The organism is Streptomyces sp. NPDC057854, assembly GCF_042797055.1.
GTDB lineage: Bacteria > Actinomycetota > Actinomycetes > Streptomycetales > Streptomycetaceae > Streptomyces.
In genome coordinates this window covers 245,329-266,061 of sequence record NZ_JBHVMF010000010.1, presented here as the reverse complement: position 1 = coordinate 266,061, position 20,733 = coordinate 245,329, and the positions used below count along the sequence as shown (strand labels likewise).

The window sequence follows — 20,733 nt, the reverse complement described above, 5'->3', positions numbered from 1 at the left end:
GGCCGGCCGTCGCCGTCTCGCGTCGCGGGGTGCGGGTCAGGCCCCGACGCTGTCCTTGCTGCTGTCGCTGCCCTCGCCGTCGTTCCCGGCGGCTTCCAGGGCGGCCTTCTCCGACTGCTTCTTGGAGGCGATCAGGCTGGTGATGGTGGTGACGACCAGCACGCCGCAGATGACGGAGAGGGAGAGCGGGATGGAGATCTCCGGGACGTGCAGGCCGGACTCGTGCATCGCGTGCAGCACCAGCTTCACACCGATGAAGCCGAGGATCACCGACAGGCCGTAGCTGAGGTGGACCAGCTTCTTGAGCAGGCCGCCGAGGAGGAAGTACAGCTGGCGCAGACCCATCAGCGCGAACGCGTTGGCGGTGAAGACGATGTACGGGTCCTGGGTCAGGCCGAAGATCGCGGGGATCGAGTCCATCGCGAACAGCACGTCGGTCATGCCGATGGCGAGCATGACGACCAGGAGCGGCGTCATGACCTTCTTGCCGGACTCCACGATGAAGAGCTTGGTGCCGTGGTAGCGGTCCGCGACGCCGAACTTCTTCTCGATGGACTTCAGCAGGCGGTTCTCGTCCCAGTCGTCCTCCTCCTCGTCCGCCATGGCCTCCTTGACGAGCTTCCAGGCGGTGTAGATGAGGAAGGCGCCGAAGAGGTAGAAGACCCAGGAGAAGCTGGCGATGATCGCGGCGCCGGCCGCGATGAAGATCGCCCGCAGGACGAGGGCGATGAGCACGCCGATCAGCAGCACCCGCTGCTGGAGGTGGGTCGGCACGGCGAACTTCGCCATGATGAGGATGAACACGAAGAGGTTGTCGACGCTGAGCGACTTCTCCGTGATGAAGCCGGCGAAGAACTCTCCGCCCGCCTGGCCGCCGCCCCAGATCGTGACACCGACGCCGAAGAGGACGGCGAGGGCGATCCAGACCACGGTCCAGATTCCGGCTTCCTTGATCGACACGTCATGGGGCTTGCGCCCGATGAAGAAGTCGATCGCGATGAGGGCGGACAGACCGAGAACGGTCGCCACCCAGATGGTCATCGAAACGTCCACTGCGCCTCCGGCTTCGTACGGCTACTGATCAGCGTCGTCGCTGCCGGAGGTCTCTTCCACCCGGGGCCGCTCGCGCGACTGCCGGGCCGGCGCCCCGGGACCGGATGTCCTTGATCCGTCCGTATTGACGGGTACGCCGCATGCAGGGAGTACTCCCCTCCGCTCAGAAGAGCGTACCCGAAAAACCAAGAGAAGGTAAAGGAGAGGGTAAAGAGGGCTCAAAACCGCAGGTCAGCGTCGCTTCAGCCGAGGTGGCGCCGCCGGCCCTCCGCGACCTGACCGAGGACCTGCCAGAGCACCGCGCTGCCCGGCGGGACCGTCGGCGGCTCGTACGTCCAGGCGTGGCCGACCCAGGGGTCCGCGAGGTGGTCGTCGGGCACCGGCGTGAGCCGGAGCAGCGAGCGCCACAGCGGGTCGAGCACCGGTCCGTACGCGGCGGCGTCCGCCCGGTCCGCGACCATCAGCAGGTGGACGCCGACGGAGGGGCCCTCGTCGGCGAGGTAGCGCAGCCGGGTGACGGCCCGGTCGTCGAAGCCGTGCGGGAAGTCGTGGACGACGAGCAGCTGCCGGGAGGCGTCGAAGCCGGGCGGCAGGTCCTCGGCGGCGTCGCCGCGCACCGCCATCTGCAACAGGTCCACCCGCTCGGTGAGCTGCCCGAGGACGGCGCCGACCCCGGCCGCGCCCCGGGCCGGCGGGGCGGCCAGGACGCCGGTCTCGACCAGCGGCCCGAAGGCGGCGGCGCCGCTGCCGGCCGGGTCGAGCACATGGACGGTGAGCCCGCCGGCGGGGTGTGCGGCGAGCAGCCGGGCGGTGTGCGCGACGGCGCTGTCCAGGGCGAGCCGGCGCAGCTCGGCCTCGTCGAGCAGGCCGGCCGCCGAGGTCCGGCCGGGTCCGGCGTCGATCCAGAGCCCGCGCTCCAGCGGGAGGCGGACCAGGAAGGGGATGCGGAGGGCGGCCCGCTCGGGGAGGTGGAGGTCGCCGAGGCGGACGGCCATCGGCGGCTCCTCCGGGACGCGGTAGGCGTGCCAGACGGGGTTGTCCCAGCGGGCGTAGGCGGCCGGCAGGGCGGGTTCGACGACCTCGGACTCGGCGGTGAGCTGCGCGAGGTCCCGGTCGAGGGCCTCCTGGGCGCGGCTCATCAGCTCCTCGTGGCCGGCGCGGGCCTGCGCCCGGGCGGCGTCGCCGGCGCTGCCGACGCGGGTGGCGGGGTCGGCGAGCACCTGGTCGATGGCGCGGTCGAGGCGGTGGTCGGCGAAGTCGCGGGCGCTGCGGTAGGCGGCGACGGTCCGGGCCAGGTCCTCGAACATCCCCCACACCTGGTTGTAGAGCCGTTCGTCCATGGTCCAGCCGGTGGCGTCCCCGGCGACGGGCGCCGGACGGGCCTCGGCCGGCGGCGCGGCGGGCTGCGGCGGTACGGCTCCGGTGCCGGCGGCCGGGCCGGGCCGGGGCTGCTCGGCGGCGGGCGGGGAGGCGGGGCGGCGGCCGGGGTGGGCGTAGCTGATGGTGGTGGTGTCCGAGGTGCCGGTGGTGCCTGAGGCGCCTGCGGTGTCGTGCGCGGCGGTGGCGGTCTCGGGGACGAGGGGCGGCGGCACGGAGGCGCCGGCGGGGGCGGCCGCGTCCAGGACGGCGGCGGCGAGCCCGGCGGCGTCCGGGGCGCCCTGGTCGGCGAGGAGGTCGGCGAGCCCGCCCTCGTACCCCTGTCCGACGGCGCGGACCTTCCAGGCGCCCTGGCGACGGTAGAGCTCCAGGGCGACGACGGCGGACTCCCGGTCGAGGCCGGTGATGGTGTACGTGGCGACCGCGGCGCCCGCCGGGCCGTCGACGGACACGAAGGGGGCGGCGGCGGTGCCGAAGCGGGCCGGGCCGTCCGCGCCCGGCGGCAGGGCCAGGAGGACGGAGAGGCGGTGGACGGAGTCCGGGAGGGCGGCGAGGTCCACGGCGATGCGGTGCTCGGCGGCGGCCCCGCCGGGCACCTCGACCCCGGGCCGCACGGGGGCGCCGGGGTGGGCGATCCACTCGGCGCCGGCGACCTGGCCGTGCTCGTCGCCGAGGGTGGCCCCGGCGACGACCGGGTGCCCTGCGGACACCCGGAGTTCGAGTCGGGTGTCGGGCAGGGGGTGGTTCTGCCCCCGGACCAGCTCGGCCGTCATCTGGACTCTGCTTCCCCTCGGCGCTGTTCGGTCGGTCATGCGGGGCAGCTCCCGGCGGGCCGGTGCCCGTCGGGAGCTGCGGTGCGGTGGCGCGGTGCCGTGCGGCCCCCGCCGGTCGTTCTAGAGGTGCGGCAGGATCGCCGGCATCAGGTCCTGGAAGGTGCGGCCGTTGGCCGGGTTGCCCAGGGCCGTCATCTGCCAGCCGGAGCCGGCGCGGTGCACCTTCGCCATGATCTGCGCGGTGTACTGGCCACCGCCGTCCAGGGTGTAGCGCGCCAGCTCCTGCCCGTTCGTCTCGTCGACGAGCCGGCAGAAGGCGTTCTGCACCTCCTGGAAGGTCTGCCCGGTGAACGAGTTCACCGTGAAGACGATCTGGTCGATGTGGACGGGCACCCGCTGGAGGTCGACCAGGATGGCCTCGTCGTCGCCGCCCTGGCCCACGCCGCCCACGAGGTTGTCCCCGGTGTGGCGGACGGAGCCGTCGTCGCTGACCAGGTGGCGGAAGAAGACGACGTCCACCGGCTGCTTCTCGGCGAAGAGCACCGCGGAGGCGTCCAGGTCGATCTCGCGGGTGCGCGAGCCGAAGAGCCCCCGGCGGGGCGCGGCCTGCCAGCCGAGTCCCATCCGCACCTGGGTGAGGCTGCCCCCGCCCTGCTTCTCCAGGCTGATGGCCTGCCCCTTGGTCATGTTGACCGTCACGCGCTGCCCCTCTCGTCGTTGTGGCAGCACCCTACGCAGGGCCACTGACAACGTGCCGTGGGCGGCCCGGTTTTGTGTCGGTCTTGCAACACACCGGGCCGCCCCCGTTTCACGCCAGTCCCGCCTCCTTCATCTGACGCAGCTCCTTCTTGAGTTCGGCGACCTCGTCGCGCAGCCGGGCGGCCACCTCGAACTGGAGCTCCGCGGCGGCGGCGCGCATCCGCTCGGTCATCTCCTCGATGACCCCGGCGAGTTCGGCGGCGGGCCGGTCGCCCAGCTCCAGCGCCGCACCGCCCTTGGCGCCGGCCTTGGCGGCCTTGCCGGCCTTCGGGGCGTGCGCGGCGAGCGAGGGCACCGGGGACTTGGCGCCCTTGCCGTCCTTCGCCTGCCGGTAGCCGGTGCCGAGCAGCTGCTCGGTGTCGACCTCCTCGCGGGCGATGGTGGCGACGATGTCGTTGATCTTCTTGCGGAGCGGCTGGGGGTCGATCCCGTGCTCCTTGTTGTAGGCGACCTGCTTCTCGCGGCGCCGGTTGGTCTCGTCGATGGCCTGCGCCATCGCCGGGGTGATGGTGTCGGCGTACATGTGGACCTGGCCCGACACGTTCCGCGCGGCGCGGCCGATGGTCTGGATGAGGGAGGTCCCGGAGCGCAGGAAGCCCTGCTTGTCGGCGTCGAGGATGGCGACGAGGGAGACCTCGGGCAGGTCGAGGCCCTCGCGGAGCAGGTTGATGCCGACGAGGACGTCGTACTCGCCGGAGCGCAGCTCGCGCAGCAGCTCGATGCGGCGCAGGGTGTCCACGTCGCTGTGCAGGTAGCGGACCTGGATGCCGAGCTCCAGGAAGTAGTCGGTGAGGTCCTCGGCCATCTTCTTGGTGAGGGTGGTGACGAGGACGCGCTCGTCCCGCTCGGTGCGCAGCCGGATCTCGTGGACCAGGTCGTCGATCTGGCCCTCGGTGGGCTTGACGACGACCTCGGGGTCGACGAGGCCGGTGGGGCGGATGATCTGTTCGACGAAGCCGTCGGAGCGGGACAGCTCGTAGGTGCCGGGGGTGGCGGAGAGGTAGACGGTCTGGCCGATCCGCTCCTGGAACTCCTCCCACTTCAGCGGGCGGTTGTCGAGCGCGGAGGGGAGCCGGAAGCCGTGGTCGACGAGGGTCCGCTTGCGGGAGGCGTCGCCCTCGTACATGGCGCCGATCTGCGGCACGGTGACGTGCGACTCGTCGATGACGAGGAGGAAGTCCTCGGGGAAGTAGTCGAGGAGGGTGTTGGGCGGGGAGCCGGGCTCGCGGCCGTCGAAGTGCATCGAGTAGTTCTCGATGCCGGAGCAGGAGCCGATCTGGCGCATCATCTCGATGTCGTAGGTGGTGCGCATGCGGAGCCGCTGGGCCTCCAGCATCTTGCCCTGCTTCTCCAGCTCCGCCAGCCGTCCCTCGAGCTCGCGCTCGATGTCGTTGACGGCCCGCTCCATGCGCTCGGGGCCGGCGACGTAGTGGCTGGCGGGGAAGACGTACAGCTGCTGGTCCTCGCTGATGATCTCGCCGGTCAGCGGGTGGAGGGTGGAGAGCGCCTCGATCTCGTCGCCGAACATCTCGATGCGGACGGCGAGCTCCTCGTACACGGGGAAGATCTCGATGGTGTCGCCGCGGACCCGGAAGGTGCCGCGGGTGAAGGCGAGGTCGTTGCGCGTGTACTGGATGTCGACGAAGCGGCGGAGCAGCTGGTCGCGGTCGATCTCCTCGCCGACCTTGAGCGGGACCATGCGGTCCACGTACTCCTGCGGGGTGCCGAGGCCGTAGATGCAGGAGACGGAGGCGACGACGACCACGTCCCTGCGGGTGAGCAGCGAGTTGGTGGCGGAGTGGCGCAGCCGCTCGACCTCCTCGTTGATCGAGGAGTCCTTCTCGATGTAGGTGTCCGACTGGGGGACGTACGCCTCGGGCTGGTAGTAGTCGTAGTACGAGACGAAGTACTCGACGGCGTTGTTCGGCAGGAGCTCGCGGAACTCGTTCGCCAGCTGCGCGGCCAGGGTCTTGTTCGGCGCCATCACCAGGGTGGGGCGCTGGAGCTTCTCGATCATCCAGGCCGTGGTGGCCGACTTGCCGGTGCCGGTGGCGCCGAGGAGGACGACGTCCTTCTCGCCGGCGCGGATGCGCTTGTCCAGCTCGGCGATGGCCGCGGGCTGGTCACCGCTCGGCTGGTAGGGGGAGACGACCTCGAAGGGCGCCACCGAACGTTCGATCTTGGAAACGGGCCGCATGCCACCACCGTACGACCCGGCACCGACAGTCGGGGGGTGATCGCCGCACGGCCGGGGCGCGGCGGTCCGGTGTCACCAGTCCTCGGAGCGGTGTCCGCCGCGCGCGGCGGACCGGCGGGAGCCGCGGCCGGCGGGGCGGGCGGTCCAGTTCGCGGGCTCGCCGTAGCCGGGGACGTACCGGGGCGCGGGGACGCCGGGGCGGTACGGGGAGCGGGCGGGGGCGCGCTGCCAGTCGGGGTCGCCCATGACGAGCAGCGGGTCGAACATGACGACGACGGCGGCCAGGATGAGGAAGACGGCGGGGCCGATCAGCATGGGCAGCAGCAGCGAGCCGGCGGTGGCGGCGCTGCCCGCGGCGGGCGCGGCGTGCAGGTGGACGGTGACGGCCGCCATGGCGGTGTAGTGCATGCCGCTGACGGCGACGCCCATGACGAGGCTGGCCCCGAGACTGGCGAGGAAGCCGTGGACGGAGACCGCCGCCCAGAGGGCGGTGGTGGCGGCGACGACGGCGATGACCACGGAGAGGGCGACGGTGAGGGTGTCGTACTCGATCCGTCCGGGCAGCCGCATCCCGGCCATCCCGAGGTAGTGCATGGTGGCCACGCCGAGGCCGGTGATGGTGCCGCCGGTGACGAGGGTGAGCGCCGTGGCGCCCCGGTAGCCGACGATGAAGATGCCGATGCCGACCATGACGACGGCGACGCCGAGGCTGGCGAAGGTGATCGGCCGGTCGTAGTCGATCGGCGCCTGCCGGACCGAGAAGCCCATCATGGCGATGAAGTGCATGGTCCAGATGCCGGTGCCGATGGAGGTGGAGCCGAGCGCGAGCCAGCCGGCCTTGAAGGACTCCTGGTGGCGCAGCGAGCGGGTCGTGCATCTCAGCCCCAGGGCGCCGCCGAGGCAGGCCATGAGGAAGGCCGCCACCGGCGTGACGATCCCGTAGCTGAATCCGTCGACCGTGCCCTGCATGAGCGTGTGCCCTCCCACCCCTGGCGCATGGACGTCCGAAAACAGTCGGTACCGCTGAGTAGTGCTATCGGGGCGAGATTATGGCCCGTCGCGGGTTCGGTGAGCACCTGACCGGGGATTTTCCGGTCGTGAGACCGGAGCGAGACCGGTCCGTGACCTGCGGAGGGGGGAGCGCCGCCGGTTCGCCGCCGATCGGCGGTTCTGGCCGGAGGTCGTCGGTGGCGGCTCCGCGCGGGGCGGGGCTGTCGGTGCCGGGCCGTACGGTGAGGGCATGGAGATCGAGGACGGGGCGCGGGGCGTCACCGCCGAGTGGACGGTGGTGGGGAGCGGGATCGGGCCGCTCTTCCTGGCGGCGACCGGGCGGGGGCTCGTGCAGGTCGGGTTCCACGCGGAGGACGCGCGCCGGGAGCGGATGGCGGCGCGGCTCGCCGGGCAGCTGGGCGCCGTGGCCGTCGAGTGCGCCACGGGGCTGCTGGCGGAGCCGGTGCGGCAGCTGGAGCGGTACTTCGCGGGCGGGCTGCGGGCGTTCGACCTGCCGCTGGACTGGTCGCTGGCGACCGGCTTCAACCGCCAGGTGCTGCGCGAGCTGGCGGCCGGGGTGCCGTACGGGACGGTGGTCGGGTACGGCGAGCTGGCGCGGCGCGTCGGGCAGCCGGCGGCGGCGCAGGCGGTGGGCGCGGCCATGGGCGCCAATCCGCTGCCGGTGGTGGTGCCGTGCCACCGCGTGGTGGAGAGCGCCGGCGGCCTCGGGGGGTTCGGCGGCGGGCTGGAGACGAAGCGGAGACTCCTGGCGCTGGAGGGCGTGCTGCCGGAGCCGCTGTTCTGACCCGGGGGCGTGCTGCCGGAGCCGCTGTACTGACCCGGGGGCGTTCCCCTCGGCCGGAGGGACTGGCACACTCCGGTAGTGACCAAAACGCCCGACACCCCTGACACCGCCGCCGGCGGGATATCCGTCACGCCCGACGCCGTCGCCCTCCCGGAGCTGCGCCGCCGGGTCCAGGCGGTGCTCGTCGTCACCCAGATCCTCGGCGGGCTCGGGATCGCGACCGGTGTGGCGCTCGCCGCCGTCCTCGCCACCGAGGTGAGCGGTACGGACGCGCTGGCCGGGCTCGCCTCGACGGCCACGGTGGCCGGGCCCGCGCTGCTCGCGATGCCGCTGGCGGCGCTGATGGCGCGCCGGGGCCGGCGGGCCGGTCTGGTGCTGGCCTATCTGCTGGGCGCGCTGGGGGCCGCGGTCGCGGTGCTGGGCGCGGTCGTGGGCAGTTTCGCGGTGCTGCTGGCGGGCCTGGTGGGCTTCGGGGCGGGGTCCTCGGCCAATCTGGCGGCCCGGTTCGCCGCCGCCGACCTGGCGGAGCCGGACCGGCGGGCACGGGCCATCTCGACGGTGGTGTGGGCGACGACGATCGGCGCGGTCCTGGGGCCGAACATCGCCGCGCCGGCCGGGCGCAGCGTCTCCGGTCTGGGCATCCCGGTGGCGGCGGGCCCGTTCCTGTGGGCCGCGGTGGTGTTCGTGGTCTCGGCGCTGGTGGTGGCGGTGCTGCTGCGGCCCGACCCGCTGCTGACGGCGCGGGCGCTGGCCGCGGCGGACGAGGGCGCGGCGGCGGACCTGCCGGAGAACCGGTCGCTGCGGGCCGGGCTGCGCGCGGTGGGCGCGTCGCCGCAGGCGCGGATCGCCCTGGTCACGGTGGCCGCCTCGCAGACGGTGATGGTGTCGATCATGTCGATGACGCCGGTGGCCCTCACCCACCACGGGGCCGGGATCGAGCTGATCGGCCTGGTCATCAGCGTGCACATCGCGGGCATGTACGCGTTCTCGCCGGTCATGGGCTGGCTCGCGGACCGGCTGGGCCGTCTGTCGGTGATCGGTCTCGCGGTCGGGCTGCTGGCGCTCGCGGCACTGCTGGCCGGGACGGCGGGGGCGAGCCACACCCGGGTCGCGGTCGGTCTGTTCGTCCTGGGCCTGGGGTGGTCGGCCGGTCTGGTGGCGGGCTCCGCGCTGCTGACGGACTCGGTGCCGCAGGCGGCGCGCGCCGCCGTCCAGGGCCTGTCGGACACGGTGATGAACACGGCGGCGGGCCTCGGCGGCCTGGCGGCCGGTGTGATCGTCTCCCAGGCGGGCTACGGGCCGCTCAACGCGCTCGCGGCCTGTCTGCTGCTGCCGGTGGGCGCCCTGGCCCTGCGGGGCGTGCTCCGCAGGGCCTGAGCCGAGGCCGGTCAGGGCAAGGTGATGTGGTACGCCTTGCGCAGGGTCTCGTGGACGGTCCAGGTGGTCCGGTCGCCCTCGCGCAGGACGCAGGCGTCGCCGGGCCCGATCTCCAGGGTGGCGCCGCCCTCGACGGCGACGGTGGCCCGGCCGCTGACGACGACGAAGAGCTCGTTCGCCTCGGTGTCGGTGACGACGCCGGGGGTGATCTGCCAGATGCCGCGCAGCTGCTTGCCGTCGGCGGACTCCCACAGCACCTTGCCGGTCACCTCGGGGGTGCCGGACACGATCTGGCCGGGGTCGAGCGGCTCGGGCTCGAGCTCGGCGTCGGGGATGTGGACGGCGAAGGAGGGCAGGTCGTGTGTCGTCATGGGCGGTGACTGTAGCGGGGCTCGCACGCGGCCCGGGACACCGGGACTACGGAACGATTCCCTCCGTTCACGGCTCTGACCAGGGACGTTGCTCCCCCGGGCTGCGGACGACGGATTCCGCAGCGGGCTCCCGCCCGCCGCCCGGGCGGGGTGCGCGGCGGAGCGGCACCGCCGGCCAGACGTCCGGGAACCGAATCCGTACCCCACTCGCACCCCCGTGCGAAAGGGGGGTGGCGGGAGCTCGCCAGAGGTGTTTGCGGGGTGCGTGGGCGGCCCAGACATGGACCATGACCACGACCACACTGGTGTCCGAAGAGGTACGGGACGCGCTCCGCGAGGGCCGGCCCGTCGTCGCCCTCGAATCGACGATCATCGCCCACGGCCTGCCGCGCCCGCGGAACCTGGCGGTGGCCGTGGAGCTGGAGGAGTCGGTACGGGACCGGGGCGCCGTGCCCGCCACCATCGCCGTGCTCGACGGGGTCGCCCGGATCGGCCTCGACCGGGCAGGGCTGACCCGGATCGCGGAGGACCCGTCGGTGCGCAAGCTCGGCCACCGGGACCTCGCGCCCGCGCTCGCCACCGGCGCCACCGGGGCGACCACCGTCTCGGCGACGGCCCGGCTCGCGGACGCGGCGGGCATACGGGTCTTCGCCACCGGCGGGCTCGGCGGCGTGCACCGCGAGTGGCGCGAGACCCAGGACGAGTCCGCCGACCTGCGGCTGCTCGCCGAGGTGGGCGTCACCGTGGTGTGCGCGGGCGTGAAGTCGATCCTCGACGTGCCGGCGACGCTCCAGCGCCTGGAGACCCTGGGCGTCACCGTCGCCGGGTACGGCACGGAGACCTTCCCCGGCTTCTACCTCTCCTCCTCCGGGGAGCCGGTCGACTGGACGCTGCGCAGCCCGGCGGAGGTCGCCGCCGTCATACGGGCGCGGGAGGCGCTGGGCCGGCCCTGGTCGGCGCTGATCGTGGCCAACCCGGTGCCGGAGTCGGAGCAGCTGGACCCGGCACTGCACGACCGGGTGCTCGCGCAGGGACTCGCCGCGCTGAAGGAGAAGGGCATCACCGGGCAGGCGGTGACGCCGTTCCTGCTGGAGTACCTGACCACCCACACGGACGGCGCGTCCCTGGAGGCCAACCTGGCGGCGGTGCGGGGCAATGTGCGGCTCGCGGCGGAGATCGCGGGGGCGTACGCCGCGGGCGAGCGGTGACGGACGCCGGGGAGCGGCGGCGGGACGGGGCGCTGCTGGTCGTCGGGGACGTCGTCACGGACGTGGTGGCCCGGCACCGGACCCCGCTCGCGCCGGCGACGGACACGGCGGCCTCGATCCACACCCTGCCGGGCGGAGCGGGGGCCAACGCCGCCTGCTGGGCGGCGCGTTCGGGGCTCCGGGAGGTACGGCTCCTCGGCCGGGTCGGCGGCGACGCGGCCGCCTGGCACGAGCGGGCGCTGGTCGCGGCCGGTGTCCGCCCGCTGCTGATACCCGACCCGGAGGCGCCCACGGCGACCGTGATCGCCCTGGTCGACGAGGCCGCCGAGCGGACCTTCCTGACGGACAGCGGCGCCGTGCTCCGCCTCTGCCCCGCCGACTGGTCCCCCGGACTCCTCGACGGCGTGGCGGCGGTCCACCTCTCCGGCTACCTCTTCTTCGCCCCGTCGAGCCGGGCGGCGGCGCTCCTCGCCCTGCGGGACGCCCGGGCGGCCGGGCGACCGGTGAGCGTGGACCCGGCCTCGGCCGGCTTCCTGGCGGAGCTGGGCCCGGAGCGGTTCCTCGCGGCCGTGGCGGACGCCTCCGTGCTGCTGCCCAACGCCGACGAGGCCCGGCTGCTCACCGGCGCGGCGGACGCGGAGACGGCGGCGCGGCGGCTGAGCCGCCGGGTGCCGCTGGTCGTGGTGACGCTGGGCGCGGCCGGCGCGCTGGTCGCCGAGGCCGGGGCGGTCACGGCGCGGGTGGCGGCCCCGCCCGTGCCACCGGAGCGGAGGGTGGACTCGACGGGCGCGGGCGACGCGTTCACCGGCGCGTTCCTCGCCGCGCGGCTCGCGGGCGCCGATCCGGCGGAGGCGGCCCGGGCGGGGTGCGCGGCCGGCGCCGAGGCCGTCACGCTCGTCGGCGGCCGGCCGCCGTCAGTCTGAGCCCAGCGCGCCGAGCCCGGTCCACGCCGGGTGCCGCGGGTCGTCGGCCCGGACGACGACGTCGGCGGTCCCCACCGGGTCGGCCTCCGTCTCGTACCGGACGAACGCGGGCAGCGTCCAGGACTCCTCGGCGCGCCGGGCGAGAGCGGCGGGCGACAGCCGCAGATGGACGCTCAGGTCGAACGGGAACCAGTGGCCGAGGAGGAAGGGGCCGTGCAGCAGCAGGACACCGCCGGGCGGCAGCGTCACATAGGGGCTGCGGGTCGCCCGGTCCTTCACCGGGTCCCACAGGTCGGGCAGGATCCGCCCGTCGCCGCCGGGCTCCAGCGGGGTGAAGACCTCCCGCCACAGGGCGCCGGTGTCGGTCCAGCCCTCGTAGTACGCGTCGGGGTCCCGCCTGCCGTGCTCGAACCGCAGCGACGCGGGCCGCAGGAACCCCCCGGTCCCCACGACGCACACCGGACGCCCGCGGTCCCGCAGCTGCTCCGCGAGCAGCCCGGCCAGCTCCTCGCCGCCCGCGGCGGGGGCGCCGTCCACGGCGACCTTCAGCCGCTCGCCGCCGTCGCCGGGCGCGAGCCGGTCCACGTGCCGCGCCAGCCGCCCGGCCATCCGGCCCCAGGTGATCGCCTCGTATCGCATCCGCCCCATTCTGCCCCGCGCCCGCTCCGGCTTGACCTTGACACCGGCGTCAACGTTCCAGCATCGGCTCTATGGACACCGCAGCCACCACAGCCACCACCGCCGCCCCTGCCACGACCGCCACTGCCCCGGCCTCCCCCGCCGCCGGCTCCCCCAGGGTCGTGCTCGTCACCGGTGCCGGTACCGGCATCGGCCGGGCCACCGCGCGCGCCTTCGCACGGCAGGGCGCGACCGTCGTCGCCGTGGGCCGCAGGCCCGGGCCGCTGCGGGAGACCGCCGCCGAGGCCCCCGCCGCCATCCACCCGCACCCCGCCGACATCACCGCCGACGGCGTGCCCGCGGACCTGATCCGGAGCGTCCTCGACCGCCACGGCCGCCTCGACGTCCTCGTCAACAACGCGGCCGTCGCGGGCGGCGGCCCGCTCGGCACCCTCGACCAGGCCGTGATCGGCCCGCTCCTGGAGACGAACCTGGTCGCGCCCGTGCTGCTCACCCAGGCCGCCGTCCCCGCGCTCCGCGCCTCCCGGGGCGTGATCGTCAACGTGACGACGACGATCGGACAGCGCGGCTGGCCCGCCAGTTCCGTCTATCCCGCGACCAAGAGCGCGCTGGAGACGCTCACCCGCTGCTGGGCGGTGGAGCTCGCACCCGCCGGCATCCGGGTGGCGGCGGTCGCCCCCGGCGCCGTGGACACCCCGATCGCCGACCACATGGGCCTGACGCCGGAGCAGCGGCGGCAGACCCGGGAGTGGCAGCGGGCCCACACCCCGCTCGGACGGATCGGCCGGCCCGAGGAGATCGCCTGGGCGGTCACCGCGCTCGCCGCGCCCGAGGCCGCCTTCGTCACGGGGGCCGTCCTCGCCGTCGACGGGGGCGCGCTGGTGGCGTGATACGACTGGCGGGTGCGCATCGGTGAACTGGCCCGCAGGACGGGCATGTCGGCGCGGTCGCTGCGCCACTACGAACAGGCGGGCCTCCTCTCCTCGACCCGCGCGGCCAACGGCTACCGCGTCTACGAGGAGGGCGCGGTGGTCCGCGTCGCCAACATCCGCTACCTCCTCGACGCCGGGCTCACCCTCGACGACATCGCGGCCTTCCGCTCGTGTCTCGACGGTGACCTGCCGTCGGTGCCGCCCTCCGCCGCCGGCCTGGAGATCGCCCGGGAGCGGCTCGCGGTGCTCGACGCGCGGATCGCGGCGCAGACGGCGGCCCGCGACCGGCTGGCGGCGGCGCTCGCGGAACGGGCGCCCCGTGACGCGATCGCCCCCGGAATGCCATGATCTGACGGTCCGAAGGATCTTCGGACGGTCGGAACGTCTAGGGGGAGGACCACCGGTCATGGACGTAGCGCTGATAGCGGTGGCGGGCACGCTTCTCGGCGTGATCGCCACCCACTGGTTCCAAGGACGGATGACCCTGCGCACGGCGGCACTCGCCCGGAACGAACAACTCCGCCAGGAGCGGATCGCCACCTACAGCGCGTTCGCCGGCGCCGTCGTCGAATACCGCCACAGCCAGAACGACCGCTGGTTCCGGGCCGTCGAGGAGCCCGGCTCCGAGGAGGCCGAGGAGTCCCGGCACGCCTCCTACCGGCAGCGGACCGCCGCCCGCCAGGCCCTCTTCCGCGTCCAGCTGATCTGCGACGACACCGAACTCCGGCGGCTCGCCGAGGCCGCCTTCGAGCAGACCCACTGCATGCACGAGGCCATCGGCACCGCCGAACGGGCCCGCCGCTCCGACGAGGCCAAGGAGGCCCTGTCCCGGTTCATCTCGGCCGCCGCGCCCGGACTGCGCTGAGGACGGCGGCCGTGGACCTCGTCGCCCCCGTCGTCGTCGAGCCGCTGCGCCGCCGCCGCTGCTCGGAGTGCCGGCAGGGACCGCTGGAGCGGATGATCGTCGAGTACGGCCGGCCGGTCTGCCTGGACTGCGCCGACCTGGGGCACCTGGTCTTCCTGCGCCGGGGCGACACCGCGCTCACCCGGCGCGCCCGGGAGCGCAGCACCCTGTGGGCGGTGGTGGTGCGGCACAACCGGCGGCGCACCCGGTACGAGCGGCAGGGGCTGCTCGTCGAGGAGGCGGCGCTCGCGGAGGCGGAGGCGGCCTGCCTCGCCGACGCGGACGCCCGGGCCCGTCGCCGCGCCCGGGACGCGGAGCGGCGGGCGGTGCGGGACTCCGGGATCACCGAGGCCCTGCGGGCCGAGATCCTGCGGCTCTTCCCGGCGATGCCGCCGGAGCGGGCGGCCGAGATCGCCGGCCACGCGTCGGCGAAGGGCAGCGGCCGGGTGGGCCGGACGGCCGCCGGACGGGCCCTCGACCCGGGCGCGGTGACGGCCGCGGTCCGCGCCTCGGTACGGCACCTGGACACGCCGTACGACACGCTGCTGATGAGCGGCGTCCCCCGCCACCGGGCCCGTACGACGGTCGGCCCGGCCATCGAGACGGTGCTCCGGTCGTGGCGGGCGCCCCGGTCGCCGGGACCCGGGCACGCGGGCGCGCCCGGCGTGCCGGACGCGGCGGGCACGACGGGCGCGGAGGGAACGCCGGGCCGGGCGGACCGCTGACGGCTCGGACGCCAGCGGGGCCGGTCCCGGCGGGGGAGGTCCGGGTCAGACCTGGTCGGCCGCGCGGCGGGCGCGGCGGTACATCAGCGCGCCGCCGAGAAGGAGCGCGGCGCTGCCCGCGGCGGCGTAGCCGACGCTCTCGCTGCCGGTGGCGGCGAGCGACGAGACGTCGGCCTCGCCCTGCGGGGCGGGGGCCGGGACCGGAACGGGCGCCGGGGCGGGAGCCTCCGGCTTCTCCTGCTCGGCGACCGGCTTCGGCGGCACGTTGCGCACCGGGGTCTGCGGGCGCGGGGTCGGGACCTCGACCTGCGGCTCCTCGGGGGTGCCCGGGTTGTTGACCCCGGTGTTCCCCACGGCCGGGTTGCCGATGCCCACCACGTTGACCGAGTTGCCGACGACGTTGACCGGGATGTCGATCGGGAGCTGGATCCCGTTCCCGGACAGCACGCCCGGGGAGCCCTCGGCGTGGCTCTCGGCGGTGGCGCCACCGCCGTTGCTCCCGCCGCCGTCGACCGCGCCGCCGCGGGTGTCGGCCTGCTCGCCGCCGCGCGGGGTCGCGGCCTCGTCCTTGTGGGTGCGGCCGGGGCCCGCGTCGCGGGAGTCCCCGGCCGGGGCCGAGGTGTTGGCGCACGTGTTGCCCGCGGCCGGGTTGAGCAGCCCGACCACGTTGACCGTGTTCCCGCAGAGGTTGACCGGTACGTGGACCGGCAGCTGGATCGTGTTGCCGGAGCCGACTCCCGGCGAGCCGACCGCGGCACCCTCGGCGCCCGAGTCCGCGTGGGCGGCGCCCGCCGACAGCGCGAGCGCACCACCTGTGACCAACAGTGTGGCCAGACCACTTCGGCGCATCTGCCTCATGGCTTCCTGCCTTCCGGAGTTGCACGGGCGAGTGCCCGTACCGGAATAAACGCCACGAACGCGTCTGCCGGATCCGGCCGTCGGCGGGTTTCACCCGTTCGAGGGAGGCACCGTTCGAGTGGTGACCCCTGCGTCCGCTAGCGGCCCAGGAGTTCGGTGAGGGCTCCGACCGGGTCGGCGTCGGGCACGCCGCGCGGCCACCAGTCCTCGCGCCCGCGGTCCGATTCGTACGGGTACCACAAGCCGTCCTTGCCGAGCCGGAGTTGCAGCGCGTCGGTGGAGAGGCGGTTGCGCCAGGGGCGGAACGCAGGGAAGTCGGCGGCGAGGAGCGCGGGTCTCGCCCGGTCGAACGGGCCGGCGGGCGGGTCCCAGGGCTCCTCCAGGACCGCGAGCCCCGCCGCGCCGCCCTGGCGCCAGGCGGCGACGGCGCGGGCGAGGTCGGTCGGCGTCCGGTCGAGCGCGTCGGCGAGGTCCCGGTAGAGCGCGCGGGTGGAGGCGGTGAGCCCGGAGCCGGGGTGGGCGGCGGCCAGCCGGACGGCGTCCTGCCACGGCGTGAGGTCGGCGACCGGGTCGTGCCCGGTGGCGAGGAACGCGTGGGCGCGGGCGGCGGCCTCCCCGGCGAGCAGGTCGAGCGCGAGCGGGTCCGGGGCGTGCGGGTCCGGCGGGAAGACGGCGGGGCGGCCCGGCCGGTCCGGGAGCGGCAGCGGCGGGGGCAGCGGCAGCACCGGACCGGGGGCGGCCAGCACGTCCCGCGCGGGTACGGCGGGCAGGGCCGGCGCGGTGGGCGCGGACTCGGCGGCGGACCGGACCGCGTTGCGCCGGGAGAGCTCGGCGAGCAGCTCGCCCTCGCCGCGGCCCCGCATCAGGAAGAGGACGAACGGGTCCTCGTCGAGGAGCCGGGCGGCCTGGTAGCAGAGGGCGGCGGCGTGCTTGCAGGGGAAGCCGTCGTCGGGGCACGAGCAGTCGGGCAGCAGGTCGCCGGGGGCGGGCAGCAGCCCCTCGACGGCCTCCAGGGCGTGCGGGACCTCCTTGTCGAGGAGGGCGGCCATGTGCTCGGGCCGGGCGGCGGCCTCGTCGAGGAACAGCTCCCAGCCGTCGTCGCCGAGGGTCCGCATCCGGATCTCGGTGCGGTACGGCCGGATCCGGCTGCCGTGCACATAGGCGACGACCCGGCCCGGGGTTACGGTGATGGCGTCGACGTGGCCGCGCTCCGCGTAGGCCCGGCCGCGGCCGAGGCGGGCCTGGTCGAGCGCGGTGCGCTCCAGGGCGGCCACCCAGGCGTTGCCCCACCAGGTGGCGGCGAAGCGCCCGTCGGAGGCTTCGCGGGGCGGGACGGCCGGGAAGGTGCGGCGGCGGTCGTCATGGCGCGGGCCGGCCGGGCGGGCGGGGCGGGCGGCCCGGGACGCGGGGCGGTTCACGCGGACCTCCTCAGGGAGACCAGGTCGGCCAGTTCGCGGTCGGTGAGTTCGGTGAAGGCGGCCTCGCCGGAGCCCAGGACGGCCTCCGCCAGGGCCCGCTTGCCGCGGAGCAGTTCGGCGATGCGGTCCTCGACCGTGCCCTCGGTGACGAGCCGGTGGACCTGCACGGGCTGGGTCTGGCCGATGCGGTACGCGCGGTCGGTGGCCTGGTCCTCGACCGCCGGGTTCCACCAGCGGTCGTAGTGGACGACGTGGCCGGCGCGGGTGAGGTTGAGCCCGGTGCCGGCGGCCTTGAGGGAGAGCAGGAAGACCGGCACCTCGCCGGCCTGGAAGCGGTCGACCATCCGCTCCCGCTCGGCCACGGGCGTGCCGCCGTGCAGGAGCTGGCTGGTGACGCCCCGCGCGGCGAGGTGGTCGGCGAGGAGCCGCGCCATCGTCACGTACTGGGTGAAGACGAGCACGGAGCCGCCCTCGGCGAGGATGGTGTCGAGGAGTTCGTCGAGGAGGGCGAGCTTGCCGGAGCGGCCGGCGAGACGGGCGGTGCCGGCGCCGCGCGGGGCGTCCTCCTTGAGGTACTGGGCGGGGTGGTTGCAGATCTGCTTGAGCGAGGTCAGCAGCTTCATCACCAGGCCGCGCCGGGCCATTCCCTCGGCGGCCTCGATCTGGCCCAGGGTCTCGCGGACCACCGCCTCGTACAGCGACGCCTGTTCGCGGGTGAGCGGCACCGGGTGGTCGGACTCTGTCTTCGGCGGCAGTTCGGGGACGATGCCGGGGTCGGACTTGCGGCGGCGCAGCAGGAAGGGGCGGACGAGCCGGGCGAGCCGCTCCACCGCCTCCTCGTTCTCCAGCTCCTCGCGGTTCTCGGCGGCGCGGGCGTGGCGGGAGCGGAACGCCTTGAGCGGGCCGAGGAGTCCAGGGGTGGTCCAGTCGAGGATGGCCCACAGCTCGGAGAGGTTGTTCTCCACCGGCGTGCCGGTGAGGGCCACGCGGGCGGGCGCGGGCAGGGTGCGGAGTGCTTTGGCGGTCGCCGAGAACGGGTTCTTCACGTGCTGGGCCTCGTCGGCGACGATCATCCCCCAGGACCGCTCGGCGAGCCGGTCGGCGCGGGTGCGCAGGGTGCCGTAGGTGGTGAGCACGATCCCGCCGTCGAGGTCGCCGAGGTCGCGGGCGGCGCCGTGGAAGCGGCGGACGGGCACCCCGGGGGCGAACCGGGCCGCCTCCCGCTGCCAGTTGCCGAGGAGGGACGCGGGGCAGACGACGAGGGTGGGCTCGCGGCGGGCCCGGCGGAGGTGGAGGGCGAGGACGGTGACGGTCTTCCCGAGGCCCATGTCGTCGGCGAGGCAGCCGCCGAGACCGAGGGAGGTCATCAGGTCGAGCCAGGCGAGGCCGCGGAGCTGGTAGTCCCGCAGGGTGGCGGTGAGACCGGCGGGCGGCTCGGCGGCCTCGGGACCGGCCAGCAGCCGGTCGCGGAGGTCCGCGAGCGCGCCGACGGGCACGGCGGGCACGGTCTCGCCGTCCACCTCGGCGCTGCCGGTGAGGGCGGCGGCGAGGGCGTCGACCGGTTCCAGCAGGCCCAGTTCGCGCTTGCGGGCCTTGCGGACGAGGTCGGGGTCGACGACGACCCAGCGGTCGCGGAGCCGGACGACGGGACGGTGGGCCTCGGCGAGGAGGTCCATCTCGCGCGGGGTGAGCGGATCGCCGTCGAGGGCGAGCTGCCAGTCGAAGCGGAGCAGCTCCGTGCTGTCGAAGAAGCTGGTGCCGTCGGTGGCGGAGCCGGGCGCGGACCGGGCGGGGCGGACGACGGCGGAGGCGCTGAGCGAGCGGGCCAGGTCGCGCGGCCAGTGCAGGGCGACCCCCGCGTCGGCGAGCCGGGCCGCGGCGGGGCCCAGCAGCTCGTACAGCTCGGCCTCGGAGAGGGAGAGGACGTCGGGCGCGTCCCGCTCCAGGAGGCGGCCGAGCGGCGGCCAGATCCGGGCGGCGCGGCGCACGGCGAGGAGGGCGTCGATGCGGGCGCGGGGGCCGAAGTGCTCGCCCTCCCCCGCCCACAGGGCGGAGGCGTCGATGACGAGGGTCGGGTCGGCGAGGCTGTGCACCTGGAGGATCGCGGCGGCGGCCTGCCGCTCGGGACCGCCCTCGGCCTCGTCGGCGGCGTCGAAGAGCTCCGCCGCGGACAGGTCGAGGCGGAGCGAGATCCGCACCCCGGCGTCCATGCCGGCGGCGGCCTCCGCGGCCCAGGCCCGCGCCCCGGGCAGGTGCTGCGGCGCGGTGGCGGCGAAGGGGGCCCCGACGGCGTGCACGGCGGCGGGCGTACGGGGCAGGGTGTCGGCGACCGCGTCCAGGAAGGCCCGCACAAGCGCCTCCGGCTCGGGCAGCCCGAGCGGGCCCGGGCCGGCGACGGGCACGGCGTGCGCCTCGTACGGCATCGCGGCGGCGACGGCCCGCAGGTGGGCGATGTCCTCGGCGTCGAGCGGTCCGGCCCGCCAGGCGTCCAGGTCGTCGGCGGTGAGCCCGGGCAGCAGCCGGCCCCGGGCGACGAGGTGGAGGGCGAGCAGGGCGGCGGCGCCCCAGCAGGCGGTGGCGGGGTGGGCGGCCGGGCTGTGCCGGGCGGTGACGAGCAGCGGCAGGGCGGCGGCCACCGGCAGGGTCACGGCGGGGACCTCCCGGCCGCGGGCGCCGCTGCCGTGCCGGCGGGCGACCGTGAGGCGGGCGGGCTCCGCCCCGGCGAGACCACCCGGCTCGGGGAGAGCGGTGCCGTCCGGGGACCACAGGGCGATCCGGCCGTCGCGGGGCAGCGCGGCGGGCAGGAAGACGGCCGCACACGCCGTCCAGCGCTCCGTCATGGTGCCGCCCTCCCTTCGTCCGGGGTCGCTCCGCGCCGGCACGACGCTTCCGTGCCGGTGAGAACGACCTTACGGGCGGGGTCTGACAACGGGCCCGGGGCGCGCCTCCCCCGACCGGCCCAACAGCGGATGACAGCGACCGCCGGGGGCGGGAGGGTGGCGTCGACCAGGTCTTTTCCGCCGCTGGGGCTGCCGCCGACCGCCTCGCTCGCCCGACCGAAGGGGATCCGCCATGTCCGTTCGCCGGCGTCTCACGACCGCCACCGGGGCCGTGCTGCTCACGCTCACGGTCGCGGGCTGCTCCGGCCTCGGCCGCACCGCCGTCGGCCCCGTCACCTACGAGACCCGCGGGGAGAAGGTGGTGCGGGTGATGAGCCCGCCGGTGAGGGGCTGCCACCGGATGCCGCTGGGGGCGACGCGGGTCGAGAACGGCACGCTGGTGGACCTGGTCCTGTACCGGACCCCGCACTGCCGGGGCGAGGAGACGATCTATCTGCCGACGAACAGCGCCGACTCGATCGCGCCGGGCAGCCTGCCCTGGCGCAGTTACTCCCTCGTGCACTGACCCGGCCCCGGCGTCCCGC

General features: G+C 75.1%; 19 protein-coding genes. 9 read left to right on the top strand and 10 right to left on the bottom strand.

Annotation, left to right across the window (positions count from 1 at the left end):
* Positions 1-36 precede the first annotated feature (36 nt).
* From ACFVQZ_RS17390 to ACFVQZ_RS17370, 5 genes are all read right to left on the bottom strand, one after another.
* Positions 37-1,041 carry a TerC/Alx family metal homeostasis membrane protein gene (locus tag ACFVQZ_RS17390; RefSeq protein ID WP_030492867.1) on the bottom strand — a complete coding sequence of 335 codons (1,005 nt, stop codon included), beginning with the start codon at positions 1,039-1,041 and terminating at the stop codon, positions 37-39.
* 254 nt (positions 1,042-1,295) lie between these two features.
* On the bottom strand, positions 1,296-3,203 hold the full coding sequence (locus ACFVQZ_RS17385) for a TerD family protein (RefSeq protein ID WP_030492868.1): 1,908 nt from the start codon (positions 3,201-3,203) through the stop codon (positions 1,296-1,298).
* Between the two features lie 120 nt (positions 3,204-3,323).
* A complete protein-coding gene (locus ACFVQZ_RS17380; protein WP_030492869.1) occupies positions 3,324-3,902 on the bottom strand; it encodes a TerD family protein in 579 nt (192 codons plus the stop codon).
* 109 nt (positions 3,903-4,011) lie between these two features.
* Positions 4,012-6,159, bottom strand: coding sequence for an excinuclease ABC subunit UvrB (gene uvrB / locus ACFVQZ_RS17375; RefSeq protein WP_030492870.1), 2,148 nt, complete (start codon positions 6,157-6,159; stop codon positions 4,012-4,014).
* Between the two features lie 72 nt (positions 6,160-6,231).
* Positions 6,232-7,128: an MHYT domain-containing protein gene (locus ACFVQZ_RS17370; protein WP_030492871.1), complete on the bottom strand. Its 897-nt coding sequence runs from the start codon at positions 7,126-7,128 to the stop codon at positions 6,232-6,234.
* A gap of 271 nt (positions 7,129-7,399) precedes the next feature.
* On the opposite strand from ACFVQZ_RS17370, the gene ACFVQZ_RS17365 reads away from it, so the two are divergent.
* The gene (locus ACFVQZ_RS17365; RefSeq protein WP_051787426.1) at positions 7,400-7,954 is read left to right on the top strand and encodes a methylated-DNA--[protein]-cysteine S-methyltransferase; all 555 of its coding nucleotides are present in this window, start codon (positions 7,400-7,402) and stop codon (positions 7,952-7,954) included.
* 78 nt (positions 7,955-8,032) lie between these two features.
* Entirely contained in the window at positions 8,033-9,331 is a 1,299-nt protein-coding gene (locus tag ACFVQZ_RS17360) for an MFS transporter (RefSeq protein ID WP_383623387.1), read from the top strand.
* Between the two features lie 11 nt (positions 9,332-9,342).
* Here ACFVQZ_RS17360 and ACFVQZ_RS17355 read toward each other — a convergent pair whose 3' ends face one another.
* Positions 9,343-9,702 carry a cupin domain-containing protein gene (locus ACFVQZ_RS17355; protein WP_383623384.1) on the bottom strand — a complete coding sequence of 120 codons (360 nt, stop codon included), beginning with the start codon at positions 9,700-9,702 and terminating at the stop codon, positions 9,343-9,345.
* 287 nt (positions 9,703-9,989) lie between these two features.
* On the opposite strand from ACFVQZ_RS17355, the gene ACFVQZ_RS17350 reads away from it, so the two are divergent.
* Both ACFVQZ_RS17350 and ACFVQZ_RS17345 read left to right on the top strand, forming a co-directional pair.
* A complete protein-coding gene (locus ACFVQZ_RS17350) occupies positions 9,990-10,910 on the top strand; it encodes a pseudouridine-5'-phosphate glycosidase (RefSeq protein WP_030492875.1) in 921 nt (306 codons plus the stop codon).
* Positions 10,907-11,833 carry a carbohydrate kinase family protein gene (locus tag ACFVQZ_RS17345; protein WP_383623380.1) on the top strand — a complete coding sequence of 309 codons (927 nt, stop codon included), beginning with the start codon at positions 10,907-10,909 and terminating at the stop codon, positions 11,831-11,833. The genes ACFVQZ_RS17350 and ACFVQZ_RS17345 overlap by 4 nt, the downstream gene beginning before the upstream one ends.
* On the opposite strand, the gene ACFVQZ_RS17340 is transcribed toward ACFVQZ_RS17345, so the two are convergent.
* Positions 11,825-12,472: a uridine kinase gene (locus ACFVQZ_RS17340; protein WP_383623377.1), complete on the bottom strand. Its 648-nt coding sequence runs from the start codon at positions 12,470-12,472 to the stop codon at positions 11,825-11,827. The two genes, ACFVQZ_RS17345 and ACFVQZ_RS17340, sit on opposite strands and share 9 nt — an antisense overlap.
* A gap of 71 nt (positions 12,473-12,543) precedes the next feature.
* On the opposite strand from ACFVQZ_RS17340, the gene ACFVQZ_RS17335 reads away from it, so the two are divergent.
* From ACFVQZ_RS17335 to ACFVQZ_RS17320, 4 genes are read left to right on the top strand one after another with little or no spacing between them, the layout of a single operon-like run.
* Entirely contained in the window at positions 12,544-13,362 is an 819-nt protein-coding gene (locus ACFVQZ_RS17335) for an SDR family NAD(P)-dependent oxidoreductase (RefSeq protein WP_383623374.1), read from the top strand.
* 12 nt (positions 13,363-13,374) lie between these two features.
* The gene (locus tag ACFVQZ_RS17330; protein ID WP_383623371.1) at positions 13,375-13,752 is read left to right on the top strand and encodes a MerR family transcriptional regulator; all 378 of its coding nucleotides are present in this window, start codon (positions 13,375-13,377) and stop codon (positions 13,750-13,752) included.
* A 58-nt stretch (positions 13,753-13,810) separates the two neighbouring features.
* Positions 13,811-14,269: a hypothetical protein gene (locus tag ACFVQZ_RS17325; protein WP_383623368.1), complete on the top strand. Its 459-nt coding sequence runs from the start codon at positions 13,811-13,813 to the stop codon at positions 14,267-14,269.
* An 11-nt stretch (positions 14,270-14,280) separates the two neighbouring features.
* Entirely contained in the window at positions 14,281-15,033 is a 753-nt protein-coding gene (locus ACFVQZ_RS17320) for a DUF2293 domain-containing protein (RefSeq protein WP_383623365.1), read from the top strand.
* Positions 15,034-15,078: 45 nt separating this feature from the next.
* Here the strand turns inward: ACFVQZ_RS17320 and ACFVQZ_RS17315 are convergent, their stop codons facing one another.
* The 3 genes from ACFVQZ_RS17315 to ACFVQZ_RS17305 form a co-directional block, all read right to left on the bottom strand.
* The gene (locus ACFVQZ_RS17315; protein ID WP_383623362.1) at positions 15,079-15,855 is read right to left on the bottom strand and encodes a chaplin; all 777 of its coding nucleotides are present in this window, start codon (positions 15,853-15,855) and stop codon (positions 15,079-15,081) included.
* Between the two features lie 173 nt (positions 15,856-16,028).
* Positions 16,029-17,309 carry an SWIM zinc finger family protein gene (locus ACFVQZ_RS17310; protein WP_030492883.1) on the bottom strand — a complete coding sequence of 427 codons (1,281 nt, stop codon included), beginning with the start codon at positions 17,307-17,309 and terminating at the stop codon, positions 16,029-16,031.
* The gene (locus ACFVQZ_RS17305) at positions 17,306-20,149 is read right to left on the bottom strand and encodes a DEAD/DEAH box helicase (protein ID WP_383623359.1); all 2,844 of its coding nucleotides are present in this window, start codon (positions 20,147-20,149) and stop codon (positions 17,306-17,308) included. Before ACFVQZ_RS17305 ends, ACFVQZ_RS17310 begins: the two co-directional genes overlap by 4 nt.
* Positions 20,150-20,381: 232 nt before the next feature.
* On the opposite strand from ACFVQZ_RS17305, the gene ACFVQZ_RS17300 reads away from it, so the two are divergent.
* The gene (locus tag ACFVQZ_RS17300; RefSeq protein ID WP_030492885.1) at positions 20,382-20,714 is read left to right on the top strand and encodes a hypothetical protein; all 333 of its coding nucleotides are present in this window, start codon (positions 20,382-20,384) and stop codon (positions 20,712-20,714) included.
* Positions 20,715-20,733: the final 19 nt, after the last annotated feature.

Excerpts from the sequence above, each read along its gene's own strand:
- ACFVQZ_RS17355 (WP_383623384.1), bottom strand. The coding sequence starts at position 9,702 with ATGACGACACACGACCTGCCCTCCTTCGCCGTCCACATCCCCGACGCC.
- ACFVQZ_RS17305 (WP_383623359.1), bottom strand. The coding sequence starts at position 20,149 with ATGACGGAGCGCTGGACGGCGTGTGCGGCCGTCTTCCTGCCCGCCGCG.
- ACFVQZ_RS17365 (WP_051787426.1), top strand. The coding sequence starts at position 7,400 with ATGGAGATCGAGGACGGGGCGCGGGGCGTCACCGCCGAGTGGACGGTG.
- ACFVQZ_RS17300 (WP_030492885.1), top strand. The coding sequence starts at position 20,382 with ATGTCCGTTCGCCGGCGTCTCACGACCGCCACCGGGGCCGTGCTGCTC.
- ACFVQZ_RS17325 (WP_383623368.1), top strand. The coding sequence starts at position 13,811 with ATGGACGTAGCGCTGATAGCGGTGGCGGGCACGCTTCTCGGCGTGATC.
- ACFVQZ_RS17350 (WP_030492875.1), top strand. The coding sequence starts at position 9,990 with ATGACCACGACCACACTGGTGTCCGAAGAGGTACGGGACGCGCTCCGC.
- ACFVQZ_RS17335 (WP_383623374.1), top strand. The coding sequence starts at position 12,544 with ATGGACACCGCAGCCACCACAGCCACCACCGCCGCCCCTGCCACGACC.
- uvrB (WP_030492870.1), bottom strand. The coding sequence starts at position 6,159 with ATGCGGCCCGTTTCCAAGATCGAACGTTCGGTGGCGCCCTTCGAGGTC.
- ACFVQZ_RS17370 (WP_030492871.1), bottom strand. The coding sequence starts at position 7,128 with ATGCAGGGCACGGTCGACGGATTCAGCTACGGGATCGTCACGCCGGTG.
- ACFVQZ_RS17385 (WP_030492868.1), bottom strand. The coding sequence starts at position 3,203 with ATGACGGCCGAGCTGGTCCGGGGGCAGAACCACCCCCTGCCCGACACC.
- ACFVQZ_RS17390 (WP_030492867.1), bottom strand. The coding sequence starts at position 1,041 with ATGACCATCTGGGTGGCGACCGTTCTCGGTCTGTCCGCCCTCATCGCG.
- ACFVQZ_RS17340 (WP_383623377.1), bottom strand. The coding sequence starts at position 12,472 with ATGCGATACGAGGCGATCACCTGGGGCCGGATGGCCGGGCGGCTGGCG.